We start from the raw sequence: 13,960 nt of genomic DNA on the forward strand, positions 1-13,960 counted from the left end.
GAAACGATTGCGTCGTTGACCGCCTACAATTTCATTCTCGAAGCCCTATTTGGCGCAGCTTCATATTAAAACGGTATAACACTGTTGGCTGTAGCTATATTAAATTCGTGTTCCCAAGTATGGTAAGGACAGCGGCGAAGATGGCAAAGCGGTGGTGTGCCCAAAAGTGAGCGCCGTCGTCCCACCCGCAAAGGCGCAGCAGAAAGTAGTGGAGCCCTGCAACCCTTGGTGCTCGCTACACCCACCAATGGGAAAGTATCCGAACCCGTCAATGGCAATGGGAAAGCGCTTGTTTTGTCATAGACACCGCTTGGAGACTCTATTCAGCGATAAAGACGCTTTTCCATTCGCTGTAGTGGTCAAGCACTGCCAGACCTAACTCACGTCCCAGACCGCTGCGCTTCACGCCACCAAAAGGCGCTTCGAGGTGAACACTGTGTCCGGTATTGATGGAAAGCACGCCCGTTTCCATTGCCCGTGCCACCCGTAACGCTCGACTGACATCGCGCGTCCAGATTGAACCAGAGAGCCCGTAAAGGCTGTTGTTGGCGATCGCGACAGCTTCTTCTTCGGTATCAAACGGCAACACACAAACCACAGGGCCAAAGATTTCTTCCTGCACAATTTGCATCTCTGGTGTGGCATCGGCAAAGATGGCAGGCTGCAAGTAAGCTCCTTTCTCAAGTGCACCAGTTGGGATATCGCCGCCACAGAGCAGTTTGGCTCCTTCTGCTTGACCAATTTCAACGTAGTGATGCACACGATCGCGGTGGCTGGTGGAGATTAACGGCCCAATTTCGGTGTGGCCGTCCAGTGGATGCCCTACTTTAAGTGCCTGAAATTGCTCGGTGAGTTGACTCAGGAACGTGTCGTAAATGGGACGCTCGACGAGGATGCGCGATCGGGCGCAGCAGTCCTGTCCGGCATTACCGAGGACGCTCCACAGCGATTTCACCACCGCTTTGTCTAGATCGGCGTCGGCAAACACAAGATTGGCAGATTTACCGCCCAGTTCCAGCGTGACGTTTTTGATGTCGTCGGCTGCAAGCTTCATAACCTGCGTGCCAATTGCGGTCGAGCCTGTAAAGGAGACTTTGCGTACCAGCGGATGACGCAGCAGCGCTTCGCCAACCGTACTGCCGGGGCCTGGCACAACGTTCAAGACGCCAGGGGGGATGCCAGCTTCGAGCGCCAGTTCGCCTAAACGTAAGGCCGTCAGGGGCGTTTGGGAGGCTGGCTTGAGGACGATCGTATTGCCCATTGCCAGAGCGGGCGCGACTTTCCAGGAGGTAATGACCAGCGGAAAATTCCAGGGGGCGATCATGCCACACACACCGATTGGTTCGCGAAAGGTGAGGTGAGTGCCTGCGGCTGCAACGGGAATTGTGTGTCCGCCAACTTTGTTGATGGCACCAGCGTAATACTCAAAGCAATCGGCAGCTAGATTGATCTCATCCCTTGCATCCCGAATGGGTTTGCCCGCATTACGGCTTTCTAATTGCGCCAGCGATTCTAAATTCGCTCGAATTAGGTTCGCCAGAGTGAACAGCATACGGGCACGATCGCGGGAATTCACCTTACGCCACCCTGCCCGCGCCTTCTCAGCGGCCAGCACTGCTTGATGGATATCCTCAACGCCACCTGCCGCCACTGTTACCCAGGTTTCGCCTGTCGCTGGATCAATTAAATGAGACTGCTGACCAGATGCAGCAAGGACACGATCGCCCCCAATCAATAAGCCTTCGATCGTCACACGAGTACCCCTAATACGTTCAAAATCATTGGTAGCAGTTTAGCTGCTGCTTCAACAATTTTTGCAGTCTCTGGTAAGCCCTTCAACGTCGCCTCGAACCTCTTCTTCGCCTCCCGCGCAATTCTTTCTTTTGCCGCTGGTGCTTCGGGTTGCTTTGCCTCGGTCAAAGGCTGCACCTGTTCCGATAAATAGCCAATCAAGACAGCGTTTATGGCATCTTATTAAATTCTCGTGCCTAAGTCTGTTTACGATCGACTGCCTCTTTCATCACAGTTAGTAGACGTGGAACATTAATGGCAGCGTTGAAATCACGTTCCACGACCTTGCGTCCCTGCGCACCCATCTGGCATCGAAGGGTGGGATTGTCCAACAGCGATCGGATGGCTTCTGCCAGGGCGACTCCATCCCCTACTGGCACAATCAGTCCTGTTTCACCGTGGCGTACCATATCACCGACCCCACCGATACCTGTACTTATGATGGGGCAGCCAGAGGCCATGGCTTCAAGATACGCCCACGGTGAAAGGTCGGCAGTGGTTGGCAGCACAAACAAGTCTGCTTGAGCATACAGTTGGGCAAGGCGATCGTCTGTTGGCCCGATATCTGTATAGATATGGACGTTTGGCAGGTTGTTCGCTGGCCGTTCTTTCGTCACCAGGTGAAGCTCCGCGCGATCGGCAAACTGCTGGTTGAAAACATTGAGCAGCAGATCCCCACCTTTGCGGGTAAAGTCACCCCCGACAAAGAGAAGCTTTGGCTTGCTAGTAGGCTCTTGCTGCTGCCGCTGTACGACCGGCCAACGCTCAAGGTCTAAGCCTGGGTGAATTGTCTGCACCGCCTCATGGGGTATACCGCACTCATCGACAAAAATACTGCTACCCCATGCAGACCAGGGAATAAACGCGGTCGCTCGCTTGGCACACCAGAGGTCAAGTCCCAATCGCATCTGATGCCATCGCAACGATTTGTGGCTGTCTTTAGGGTAAAGCGGATAGGTAGCAGGATTGACAATCGGTGGGTCATCATTGTTCCAAATGATGAGCGGCTGCTTGCAAAAGACGCTGCGGCAGCAGGCAAAAACATAGGCCTCAAACATGTGAAACAAAACGGCATCTAGCTGACGCATCCGTCGCAGCACGGGGTAAGACTGGTATAGAATCACTGCCCGCGTGTAGAAGGGTTCGGGTAAGTACCGGAAGGGGTTATATTCATCAGGCGCAATAAAATGCTTCACGGGCGCCCAGATCAGCTCGACATCAGGGTCACGTTCGGCATACTTACGAAAATTGAGGTAGCGAGTCATGTTGCCCATGCCAACGCTGAGAACAATCCCAAACCGATAACGTGCGGCTTCACTGTTAGAAGCGGTCTGTGCGTTTAACTGACGTTGCATCGTTTGCTTACCTTAAGTTCATGCGGTGAATCGCTAAACGAGCGCGATCGTCTCATCGAAGTAAATGTGGGAGCCGTTCACGAGCATGCTCCACTGACACTGTAGTGAGGCTTGGAGGGTGTTTCTGCACGACAGACCCTTTTTTGTTTGCTCCAGTCTTGAGCAAACGGCCTGAAGGAACACCACTATAACCGCGCTTGTAACGTAACGGCACCCATGCAAAAGGGTAAAAGTCTCCGATCGAGACCTTATACCTTCTATCCCCTTATCTTCGGTTGCAGTCTGGTTGCTTTCTTGCCTGAAACGTCATCCTCTTCATTCAGTGAGAAAGTAGAGTGGGGAACTAGCCAGAGGCAATGGCAGTCATCGTTTCTATCGCTTCTAATGAAGCATCTGCCGCAATTCATACTACTTATTTTTAGAAAATGCAGCGCTGGCGACGAGCACGTTTACTGAATCTTTTAGGAGTGTTTACTGAACCTTTATATCTGCTTGCCAGGATCAGTTAACCTGGTCTAACCAGTAGACGCAAGCGCGAAGCGAAAACAGGACGGCAGTTCTGTATGATGAGGAGAGCGATCTAGCTATACCGGTAGATCGTTTGTTTTTGATACCTCTGGAGCTATTGGTATGGTCACTCTCAAAATTGCCGTCTATATTGTTGTTGCGTTCTTTGTCGCGTTGTTTATCTTTGGCTTTTTGTCTAATGACCCTGCTCGTAACCCAAAGCAGCGGGATTTGGAGTAGACGCAGCCTGATTTCAGCATTGATGGGGGTGGCTTAGTCTGCCCCTGCTTGACCAGTGAAGGCAACCTTTGGGGGTTGCTTATTCGTTTAAGACTGCCGCAATATGCCCTATCCGGCTTCGCCACCTGAACTTCCTCCCCTGATCAAGACTGCCAAAAAGGTTGGTCATACTCTACAAGCCCCGCTAGTCGCTCCAGCATTGAACTCGCCTCTGGCAAAGCATAAGACGATGTCTGATCCGGCTGGGCTCACACCAGTCATGTCTGACCCAGAGAAGCTACCGACAGCAGCTATTTTTTTGCAGCAAACAGGTGTGTCTCAGGCTTCGCTGTTAGGCGTATCAACGACGACAGGTTATTTACTCAAGGATGCGTCGCAAGGTAGCGTCTTTACTCCTCTTTCACCAACGGTTGACAGCAAGCAAAAGCTGAACGCGAAGGTTGATCCCAACAACGGCGATCGCACGTCCAAGCGTATCGATGTACAACGGTCAGCAGCAAACGGAAGGCTACCCCTTCGCTACCCCTTTGCTGCCCCATTAAGCGCAAAGGAGTCAGGGATTGTCACTGATCGATCGCGCCCTGCCACGATTGCATCAGAGAGAATCGCCTCCGACCCGTCTAAATCAGTCGTGTACTCCTTCTCGGGAACGGCTCAGCCGTCTTCAAAGACCCGCGAAGCGAGTATCATGTCAGGCCTGAATGATGCGATCATGCTAGACGAGTTTGCACAAGAAACGTTAGCGCAGGAAGAGGCTGGCGTTTCTGGCAAGCGAGGGCTGGAAATTCGTGCGCAAACACCTGATCAGCCGTCGCTGCTGCTCCCGCTCCCAACGCTCGATCAACCAGCGGGCAATCCGGTTCCTGCTCCCGTGCCAACGCCCGTTCAACCAGGAGCACCCGCTCAACCTTCGTCAACGCCCGCTCCAGGAACGCGACCGGCCCCTGCAAATGGTTCGCCGACTGCAGGGGCGCCTCCCGCAGTCGGGTCAGTGATTGAGCTCACGGCCGATCGCCAGGAGTATGATGAGCAACGCAAGATTTTTACCGCAGAAGGTAAGGTGTTGATGCGTTTTCAGGGTGCGTTACTGGATGCCGACCGTGTACAAGTCAATTTAAATGATCGGTTTGCGGTGGCTGAGGGCAATGTAGCATTGACCCGTGCCAATCAGGTACTCCGCGGACAGCGATTGGAATATAGCTTTGTCCAGGGTACGGGTACCGTGCTGAATGCAAGGGGCGAAATTTTTATTCCCCAAGCGGGGACGGATCTGGCGATCGGTGCGCGCGGTGACAATGAAGGTGTCACCATCGCTCGTCCTGTCAGCGATCGCGTCACCTCTGCTCAACCTACGCAGAACGTCAATAGTCCTGGTAGCTTTGGGACTGGGCTTGGTTTTGGGCGTGATATTAGCCGTGTTCCTGGGGGGGTGCCCCGGGGTGGTCAAATTCGGCGGTTGCGCTTCGAAGCCGATCAGCTTGACTTTACTCCGGATGGCTGGGTAGCGAAAAATATCCAGATTACAAATGACCCCTTTTCGCCACCAGAACTGGTCTTAAAAGCGGAACAGGCTACGCTGACGCGTGTTTCGCCTCTGCGGGATGAAATACGAACTAAGCGTCCTCGCCTCGTGTTTGACCAGCGGTTGACGCTGCCGTTTTTCCTGCCTGTGATTGCGCTCGATCGTCGCCAGCGATCGCCAGCACTGTTTCGGTTTGGCTATGACGATGAAGATCGAGGTGGTTTGTTTATCGAGCGCACCTTTGATGTGTTGTCATCTGATACGGTGCGGTTTACGCTAACACCCCAAATTTTCTTGCAGCGTGCTATCACCAACGGTGGTAACCCTTTCAAGGCAGAGAATTTTGGCTTCAGGGCTGGTTTAGATATCGATCCGGGTCCCTTGACGAGGATTCGAGGCAAGGTCTCGTTTACCAGCCTGGATTTCAACGATTTAGAGAACAATGTACGAGCCAGTTTACGCGCACAGCAGCTGGTGGGCACTCATACATTGGCACTGGAGTATAGCTATCGCGATCGCCTCTTCAATGGCTCACTGGGCTTTCAAACAGTGCAGAGTAGCTTAGGAGCCGTACTGCTTTCACCCAGAATCCTTCTGGGTAAATCTGGCATTGAACTAACGTACCAGGCAGGTTTTCAGTACATTAATGCTGAAACCGATCGCATTGACCTCTTAGAAGCGAATCGAACCAATAACCGGATTAACCTGGGTCGGTTTATCAGTACCGTGCAGTTAGCACGTGGGTTCACGCTCTGGCAAGGGAAAGCACTGCCGCCCACACCAGAGGAGGGGTTGCGCTACAGCCCGGTGCCACTGACGCCGTATGTCAACCTGGGAGTAACTCTGCGAGGGGTTGCCAGTGCCTATACGAATGGTGATACCCAAAATAACCTGATTGCCAGCGTTGGGCTGGGTGGGCAGTTTGGGCATTTTTCTCGAGACTTCTTTGACTACACGGCCTTTAACATCAGTTACACCCAGTTTATTGGTAGTGGTCAATCGCCTTTCCTCTTCGATCGCACCGTTGATACGCGGATTCTAAGCATTGGTATCACCCAACAGCTTTATGGCCCGTTTCGGATTGGGTTTCAAACGTCGATTAACTTAGATTCAAGTAATCAGTTCAGCACCGATTACATTCTGGAATATAGTCGTCGTACCTATGCGATCGTCTTACGCTATAACCCCGTTTTAGCAGTGGGTGCGATCGGGCTGCGGATCAGCGACTTTAACTGGACGGGTGGCACTGATACGTTTGAAGGCTCTGATATCACGCCCGTAGAAGGGGGTGTCATTTTGCGCCGCGATGAGTAGACCTTTGGCGTGCTGCTTTTAATTTGATTGTCTCTAAACGCCTGCAAACTGCAAATGCTGGCAAAGCGTCAGGGTTGCCTGTTGTCGGCGAGCACTCTTAGGACTTGTTACAAAATAACTGCACACGTTTGGATTAGCTATCAGCTATCAGCGGTCAGCTTTTCTCTAATGGCTGACGGCTGACGGCTGACCGAGTCCATGACGTTATTTCTTTACAGCCCCTTAGTCTTATACCGCTTTAATCTCATACCGCTTTAAAGAATGATCGCTACAGAACAATCGCTGGGTAGGGGCACGGCCTGCGTGACCCTAGCGAATGTGCTGCGTTTTCAATTTAAATTGGCCTTCATTTGGCGGATTTTGTGCGTGCCTTTCCCGATCGCTATGATTAGAGTCAAAATATACACTTGGGATAAGTTGCGCTTGTCCGTTTCACCCACCAAGCGCATAGCTGCCACAGTGAGGGCATATGACAGAACTGGTCAAGCATTCCACAGAACGATCGAGCGATGCCGCTGCTTATGCAGTCAGCCTGTTGCATCACTATGGGTTTGATTTGGGTGATTACACAATCGCGCAGTTGCTTGTAGCCTGGCAAGAACAGTATCCAGCGGCTTGGATACGACTGGCAACGATCGAAGCGCTTTACCAGGGACGTTACAAGGCGATTTCGGTTGATCAAATCTTAGCGCTGTGGCAACGTCGTAGTCAGCCGCTTTATCACTTCAATCATGAGTTTGAGCGGTTAGTGTGTGACAATTTTCCCGAAAGCCTGCTGCTGCCAACCCCTTCTCCGCAAAACAACATGGCAGCACGATCGACGACGCGGTTAGAGACCAGGCTTCCCTACCATAGCGTCGCCTTAAAACTCCCTAGCTTTGAAGGTGTCGGTCTACCTGAATCGGACGTTATGCTAGCGCTGAGAACGCTTCATAGTGAAGAAATGGCGCTTTTAGCAGAGGCTCAAAAAATTGCTGAGACAGACGAACAAGACGCGCTGCAAACCTACTCTTACAAGCTGCGATCGAATGAGCCCGCCAACCTGTCTGGTGAGCAACCTGAGGAAACGTCTACTCAGAGCAAAGTAGACTCAACCGACCTGGCTGAGAGCTTTGATCCAAAAGTGTCCAAGACAACGGATGAAGCCGTCCAGATTGATGCTATGGTTCAGACCGATGAACTGATCCAACCGGATGACTTGGCACAGAGTGAGCCGATCGCTCTCACAGTAGAGCGCTCTGAGCAGGAACCAGTCGTTGCCACAGAGCCCTTGCCTGAGACTCCTACGGCTTTAACGTTACCTGACAGTGCGGTGCAAGCGCCCATTTCCCAGACAGCGTCGATCGCCAGAATTTTGCAGCAGCTTGACGATCAAGCACTCAAGTCGAGAGCGGCGTTTCCAGGCTTTGGGCTGATGACTCACGAACTCAAGCCAAAACTACAGCTGCACCTCACGGCTCGTTATCAGCCCATCTGGCTGACAGAAAGCTCCAGCAACCAGCCGATTCATCAGTTTTCCCCCGACCCAGAGCAATCAGGTTTTCACAACAAACTTAAAGCCGTTGCCCAACCGACCGAAGCATCAGCAGTAGAAGAGTCTGCTGAGCCTCCAGAAAGCTAGGCAACTGCCAAGAAAAACTACCGTTGGGTAGGAGCAGACTTAACAAGGTCTTGATCTCCACCGCTAGCTGTGTGGTTAAACGTCTTCACTCAGCTCTAGGCCTTTTTGTCAGCAATGGACTGCGTTGTAGCTGGTGGTGGGCTCGTCACGCCTTTCCGAATTTCAGAGCAAAACGATGCCGTACTAAACCCGCCAGACTGCTTCAAAACGCTGGTGCGAAACCGCAAGTTTGGGTTAGCAAACCACAGACGCTCCTCTGAGTACATCGTTTCAGATTCAGCCGTGAGCGTCAGCGTCTCATCGCTACCCACGCTATAACGACCCGCTAAAAGCACCTTCTCACCAGGGCCCAGTGTACGCAGCAGTGTACCTTCATTGGGGCTGTCGGGATCGGCGATCGGTACCAGCACGGTGTTCCCTACCTGCTTTGCTTTCTCCCCTTCCGTTGTGCCGTCCCAATTGACCCGTAAGCCGCAAAGCGCCAGAGTGGGATCAAGCTTGTACTGTTCGCACAGCTTAATCACTGCTGGATCGGTTTGAGGCAACAGCTCAATCTGAAGCTCCGACTGTCCCCCTTTTGCCTGCTCGAAGGCCAGAGCGTGGCTGGTGCGCTGCGAAAACCATTTGCCGCTGCTGCGTTGGAAAAACTCCACAATGTCCATCGTTGACAACGATCCTTTGTTCTGGATGCTTGCTATTTTACTTATTGTAAGGTCAGCCGCGCGTCAGTTGTGAGAGAACGTGAGGAACAGGAAGCAAGCAGAGAAGACGGCGCGATCGCAAACCGTGGCCGCTGCGAGATCACCGTTTCCCGGTCAGAGATATGTTAAGAAGAAGCCCGGTAGGTTAAGAAGACTCACGACAGGGCAACCTTAATTTACTAATACCGCTTTGACCAAATCCTATACCCCCATACGATTCACTATGACGCAACGCAAACGAGCACTGATCACGGGCATCACGGGTCAAGATGGCTCTTATCTAAGCGAACTCTTATTAGAAAAAGATTATGAAGTCCACGGTATTATCCGACGCACATCGACGTTTAATACCGATCGTATTGATCACATCTACGAAGATCCGCATGACCAGAAAGCGCGTCTGTTTTTGCATTATGGCGACCTGACGGATGGCACCACGCTGCGGCGTATTCTCGAAGAGGTCAAGCCGACCGAAATTTATAATCTGGGTGCCCAATCCCACGTCCGTGTGAGCTTCGACTCGCCAGAGTACACGGTGGATGCAGTGGGCATGGGTACGCTGCGCCTCTTGGAAGCCATTCGAGATTATCAGCACCGTACAGGCATTCAAGTGCGCTTCTATCAGGCGGGATCGTCCGAAATGTATGGCAAGGTGCAGGAGATTCCGCAGCTTGAAACAACGCCCTTCTATCCCCGCAGCCCTTACGCCTGTGCGAAGGTGTATGCTCACTGGCAAACGGTGAACTACCGGGAGTCCTACGGCTTATTTGCAGCTAACGGGATTTTATTTAACCACGAGTCGCCACGACGAGGTGAGACCTTTGTCACGCGCAAAATTACCCGCGCGATCGCCCGTATCATTGCCGGACAGCAGAAAAAACTCTACCTGGGCAACCTTGATGCTAAACGCGATTGGGGTTATGCCAAAGATTACGTCAAAGCGATGTGGCTCATGTTGCAGCAGGATGAACCCGATGATTATGTGGTTGCGACTGGTGAAACCCATGCGATTCATGAGTTTCTCGATATCGCCTTTGGGTATGTCAACTTGAACTGGCAGGACTATGTTGAGTTTGACGATCGCTACCTGCGCCCGGCCGAAGTAGAACTCTTGATCGGTGACTCGACCAAAGCACGTGAAAAACTTGGTTGGCAGCCTTCAGTTACGTTTGAGCAACTCGTCTTTTTGATGGTGGAAGCCGACCTGAAAGGTCTGGGTCTCGTCCCGTTGAATGGGCATGTACAACAAGCCGTTGACGATCATGCCACGCTTCGCCAAAGCGCCAGCAGTTTGAGAGCCTAAAACCGATCGAGTCGATGGGTGCGTAGCTCGCTAAGGATCGTGGCTTAAATAACACCTACCCAGTTATTTAAGCCACGATCCTTAAGTATCTGATCAGTGCTTTGCTAGGGACGTTACATGTAACGTCCCTACCGACTCAGGCGACAGCTTTGAAATAATAACTCCACCGTCATCATGCCACTCTTATGAAATATCCTCTCCAGGATAGGGGGTGAGAATTTCTACCCCTGTTTCGGTGACTGCAAGCGTATGTTCGCACTGAGCTGAAAGTTTGCGATCGAGTGTCACAGCCGTCCATTTATCCGCAAGAACTTTCACTTCCCAGGTACCTTCATTGATCATCGGTTCAATGGTGAAAACCATGCCAGGACGCAGCCGTCGTCCTGTACCAGCTTTGCCATAATGGGGAATTTGAGGCGCAGTATGGAAGACTTTGCTGATGCCATGCCCGACAAAATCCTGCACAACAGAAAAGCCGTGTGCTTCAGCGTACTCCTGAATGGCCGCACCGATGTCGCCAATTTTGGCACCGGGTTTCACCGCAGCAATGCCTCGGCGACGGCATTCATCCGTCACTTCAACGAGTTTGCGGGCGATCGGCGACGGCTCTCCGACAAAGAACATCCTGGAGGTATCGCCATGATAGCCATCTAAAATAACGGTGACATCGATATTAATGATGTCACCGTCTTTCAAAATTTGCTTGGCGTTAGGGATGCCGTGGCAAACGACCTCATTCACACTCGTGCAAATTGACTTGGGATAGCCTTTATAGCCAAGCGGTGCACTCTTTGCTCCATGAGCTTGAGTCCACTGTTCTGCTTCATCGTTGAGTTTGAGCGTACTAACACCAGGTTGCACCAGGGAGGAAAGGTGATGCAACAGTTTCGCAGCCAGGTGTCCCGCCTGACGCATTTTGTCGATCTCCCTTAGGGACAGGAGGGTAATCACTTCACGTTCCATAGAGCTCTATTCTACCGACAAAGGTCTTGCAACGGGTGAAGTTCTGCTGCCGTAAGTTCACGCCATTCTCCTGGAGAAAGCCCCGTGAGACGGAGATGGGCGATCGCCACTCGCACCAGCCGCAGCGTAGGGAAAGCGACTGCGGCAGTCATCCGGCGTACCTGACGGTTGCGCCCCTCGGTGAGCGTTAACTCTAACCAGGCAGTGGGCACGGTTTTACGAAAGCGGATCGGTGGATCACGAGGCGGTAGCTTTGGCTCTTCGGGCAGTAACGTTACCGTTGCTGGGCGCGTTTTGGTGCCCTGAATGATGATTCCCTGCCGCAACTGCTTGAGTGCTGCCTCATCCGGTAGCCGTTCAACCTGTACCCAGTAGGTGCGCGGATGCTGGAACTTGGGATCACTGAGGCGATGTTGCAGTGATCCGTGGTTGGTCAGGAGGAGAAGCCCCTCGCTATCGCGATCGAGCCGCCCTACAGGATAAACCCCAGAAACTGGAATGTAGTCTTTGAGTGTGCGTCGTGACACGCCGTCAACATCCTCGTCAGTAAACTGACACAGGACATCGTAGGGCTTGTGAAACAAAAGATAACGGTAAGACACTTTCAGACGTTGTTAGTAGTTAGTTGTTAGCTTTTGGATGTTTGCCTGGGGTTAGTACATCACAAGTCAGGAGCCAGGAATGCAAAAGGGTTACAAACAAAGCTCTCAGACTGATGTGTGTACTTCTATTTAGCCGCAAACTGCTGTGGCTAAGCACTAACAACTAACAACTAACAACCAACCACTAATTGACTCTGACCCGGAAACGCACTAAACCAAAGTTACTGCCTGCCGCGTTAGAAATATCGCCCAGATCAAAGATCACCGTGCCATTTTGGTTATTGGCATCGGGGCAGGTATTCCCTACTGGCAGCGGTGCGAGTGGGGCAAACACGGTGCCGCCAGTGGCGATCGCACCATTGTTGCGCCGCACCTGGGTTGTATTGTTAGTCAAGGCGGTGCCTGAAGGAATGGGGTCACAAATACTGACACCGATCGCTGACCCGGTTCCATCCGAAAGATAGTAAACCGTGTACTCGACATCATCACCGCTCTGTAGTTTCGTCGTGACGGGATCAAGGTTGATCTGACCGATCGGCGCACCACCTGGTTGCAGTTGGGCAAACCCAGCGGCGTTATCGTCATCACCGACACCATCGACAAACACACCAAAGTTGACACCACCCAGTTGTGTCCCATTGCGAATGACGTTGGTAATCCGCTTGACCAAACGGAACGCACCAGAACCACCACCAGCAGTCGGTCTTAGAGAAACAGTCGTTGGCACATTGTTGTTGGTAGGGTCGCCGTTGTTGTCAGGATCAGCATTAGCGCCATCATTAGATTGGTCGCTGACGGGTGATCCGCCCCGGCTCGCTGCCGTTGCCGTTGTTGTGTTGTTGAAGGGGCCAAAGCCATTGGCTCCTGTACCGGGCGTAATATTGACGTTAAAGGTAATGGTAGCCGTTGTTCCGGATGGTAATGTGTCGGTGCCTTGCAGCAGGTTTTGGTTTGTGCCGCCGTTAAAACCTGTGTTGACAGCCAACGTTGGGCTTTGAATCCCACTGACTGAATTGAGCGTTGCCGCCGCAAAGGTTTGTGCCAGATTGTCAGTCAATTGAAGGTTTAAGAGGTCGAACTGAGTGTTGCTTGCAGGGGCAAAGTTGCGAACACGCAAAGTGTAAGGAATGGTGTAAGTGCCGTCCGCGTTTTGGACGGGCGTACCTGCCTGCTTGGCAACGCCCAGAATAGGGATGCATTCCTTGAAACCGATCGCCGTTAGCCCAAAGTCATCCCCAATTACTGTATTTGCTTGATCCTGAATCCGTAACTCTAAGGTCGTTTGCCCTGGAAGTGTTCTGAATGAACCTTGAACGCGTATCCATTGCTGACGAGTGGCAACAGCGTTACCGTTCAGCGTTGGCACAAATGCGCCGATAGGGCCGCCGGGGGGGCCCGCTAAAAAGCGAATGATCGGGGGGGCACCGGGAGCGTTTGGAGCAAGCAGGTTATAGAAATAAGCCGTGAAGTTATAGCTGGCGTTCGGGCGTAAGCCGACGACTACTTGGCTCCAAATAACAGGGTCTGGAAAGGCTGATTGCGCGACAAGCGGATTAGATACTGCTGCATTTGGGTTTGAATACAGGTAAGTATTTGAGGCTGCTACTGCATTCGAGGCATCGCCGGGGAAGGGTTGACCAATAACAATACCGCCCAAGTAGTTAATGGCACCTGTCTGAATGGAAAGACCACCCAATGCGTTAAAACCGTTGGCACCATTATCATCTGGATAGATACCATCCCCCCGATACGGTACAGCAGCGGTAAAGCCTGCTGGATTACCTTGTAAGAGAGTGCCATTGACCACAGCACCTGGAGGTGTAGAAAAATTACCATTAGTAACAAAATTTGTTGCCCCTTCACGGGTACCCGCAGGGCATCCAGTAAAGCCATCAAAAATTTGAGCTTGGGCTGGTAATGGCGGCAGTAGAGTCTGCGTGCTAACAAGCAGACTCACAGATGAGAGGGCGAAAAAGCTTTTTAAGGGACGGTTCATCAATCCTCACACGGGGTCAGGGGAAACAATGTAAGCGAGACGGGC

Annotated in this window: 12 protein-coding genes; 5 read left to right on the forward strand and 7 right to left on the reverse strand. The window is 52.2% G+C overall.

Features of this window, described 5'->3' with window-relative positions:
• The first annotated feature begins 156 nt into the window (after positions 1–156).
• A complete protein-coding gene (locus tag C7B82_RS31800) occupies positions 157–303 on the forward strand; it encodes a hypothetical protein (RefSeq protein WP_181357284.1) in 147 nt (48 codons plus the stop codon).
• Between the two features lie 16 nt (positions 304–319).
• On the opposite strand, the gene C7B82_RS00495 is transcribed toward C7B82_RS31800, so the two are convergent.
• From C7B82_RS00495 to C7B82_RS00505, 3 genes are all read right to left on the reverse strand, one after another.
• Entirely contained in the window at positions 320–1,753 is a 1,434-nt protein-coding gene (locus tag C7B82_RS00495) for an aldehyde dehydrogenase family protein (protein ID WP_106254360.1), read from the reverse strand.
• Entirely contained in the window at positions 1,750–1,920 is a 171-nt protein-coding gene (locus tag C7B82_RS31805) for a hypothetical protein (protein ID WP_181357285.1), read from the reverse strand. Before C7B82_RS31805 ends, C7B82_RS00495 begins: the two co-directional genes overlap by 4 nt.
• 68 nt (positions 1,921–1,988) lie before the next feature.
• The gene (locus C7B82_RS00505; RefSeq protein ID WP_106254362.1) at positions 1,989–3,146 is read right to left on the reverse strand and encodes a glycosyltransferase family 4 protein; all 1,158 of its coding nucleotides are present in this window, start codon (positions 3,144–3,146) and stop codon (positions 1,989–1,991) included.
• Positions 3,147–3,776: 630 nt separating this feature from the next.
• Between C7B82_RS00505 and C7B82_RS00510 the strand changes: the two genes are divergently transcribed.
• The 3 genes from C7B82_RS00510 (at position 3,777) to C7B82_RS34895 (ending at position 8,350) form a co-directional block, all read left to right on the forward strand.
• Entirely contained in the window at positions 3,777–3,893 is a 117-nt protein-coding gene (locus C7B82_RS00510; RefSeq protein WP_106254363.1) for a photosystem II reaction center protein I, read from the forward strand.
• Between the two features lie 103 nt (positions 3,894–3,996).
• Complete coding sequence (locus C7B82_RS00515) at positions 3,997–6,729, forward strand: DUF3769 domain-containing protein (RefSeq protein ID WP_106254364.1); 2,733 nt, start codon at positions 3,997–3,999, stop codon at positions 6,727–6,729.
• Positions 6,730–7,198: 469 nt separating this feature from the next.
• Positions 7,199–8,350, forward strand: coding sequence for a hypothetical protein (locus tag C7B82_RS34895; protein WP_106254365.1), 1,152 nt, complete (start codon positions 7,199–7,201; stop codon positions 8,348–8,350).
• Positions 8,351–8,445: 95 nt separating this feature from the next.
• Here the strand turns inward: C7B82_RS34895 and C7B82_RS00525 are convergent, their stop codons facing one another.
• The gene (locus C7B82_RS00525) at positions 8,446–9,012 is read right to left on the reverse strand and encodes a phycobiliprotein lyase (RefSeq protein ID WP_106254366.1); all 567 of its coding nucleotides are present in this window, start codon (positions 9,010–9,012) and stop codon (positions 8,446–8,448) included.
• Positions 9,013–9,274: 262 nt separating this feature from the next.
• Here C7B82_RS00525 and gmd point away from each other — a divergent pair, with 262 nt between their 5' ends.
• The gene (gene gmd, locus C7B82_RS00530) at positions 9,275–10,354 is read left to right on the forward strand and encodes a GDP-mannose 4,6-dehydratase (protein ID WP_106254367.1); all 1,080 of its coding nucleotides are present in this window, start codon (positions 9,275–9,277) and stop codon (positions 10,352–10,354) included.
• Between the two features lie 183 nt (positions 10,355–10,537).
• Here the strand turns inward: gmd and map are convergent, their stop codons facing one another.
• The 3 genes from map to C7B82_RS00545 all read right to left on the reverse strand — a co-directional run bounded on the left by map (position 10,538) and on the right by C7B82_RS00545 (position 13,876).
• Entirely contained in the window at positions 10,538–11,317 is a 780-nt protein-coding gene (gene map / locus C7B82_RS00535) for a type I methionyl aminopeptidase (protein WP_106254368.1), read from the reverse strand.
• Positions 11,318–11,328: 11 nt separating this feature from the next.
• Positions 11,329–11,919 (reverse strand): pseudouridine synthase, encoded by a 591-nt coding sequence (locus tag C7B82_RS00540; protein ID WP_106254369.1) that lies wholly within the window; start codon positions 11,917–11,919, stop codon positions 11,329–11,331.
• 184 nt (positions 11,920–12,103) lie between these two features.
• Positions 12,104–13,876, reverse strand: a complete 1,773-nt coding sequence (locus C7B82_RS00545; RefSeq protein WP_181357286.1) for a hypothetical protein — start codon at positions 13,874–13,876, stop codon at positions 12,104–12,106.
• Between the last annotated feature and the right edge of the window lie 84 nt (positions 13,877–13,960).

The organism is Stenomitos frigidus ULC18, assembly GCF_003003795.1.
GTDB classification, from domain to species: Bacteria; Cyanobacteriota; Cyanobacteriia; order Leptolyngbyales; family Leptolyngbyaceae; genus Stenomitos; species Stenomitos frigidus_A.

Coding starts and splice junctions, on each gene's coding strand:
- C7B82_RS00505 (WP_106254362.1), bottom strand. CDS start 3,146: ATGCAACGTCAGTTAAACGCACAGACCGCTTCTAACAGTGAAGCCGCA.
- C7B82_RS00510 (WP_106254363.1), top strand. CDS start 3,777: ATGGTCACTCTCAAAATTGCCGTCTATATTGTTGTTGCGTTCTTTGTC.
- C7B82_RS00515 (WP_106254364.1), top strand. CDS start 3,997: ATGCCCTATCCGGCTTCGCCACCTGAACTTCCTCCCCTGATCAAGACT.
- C7B82_RS34895 (WP_106254365.1), top strand. CDS start 7,199: ATGACAGAACTGGTCAAGCATTCCACAGAACGATCGAGCGATGCCGCT.
- C7B82_RS00525 (WP_106254366.1), bottom strand. CDS start 9,012: ATGGACATTGTGGAGTTTTTCCAACGCAGCAGCGGCAAATGGTTTTCG.
- gmd (WP_106254367.1), top strand. CDS start 9,275: ATGACGCAACGCAAACGAGCACTGATCACGGGCATCACGGGTCAAGAT.
- map (WP_106254368.1), bottom strand. CDS start 11,317: ATGGAACGTGAAGTGATTACCCTCCTGTCCCTAAGGGAGATCGACAAA.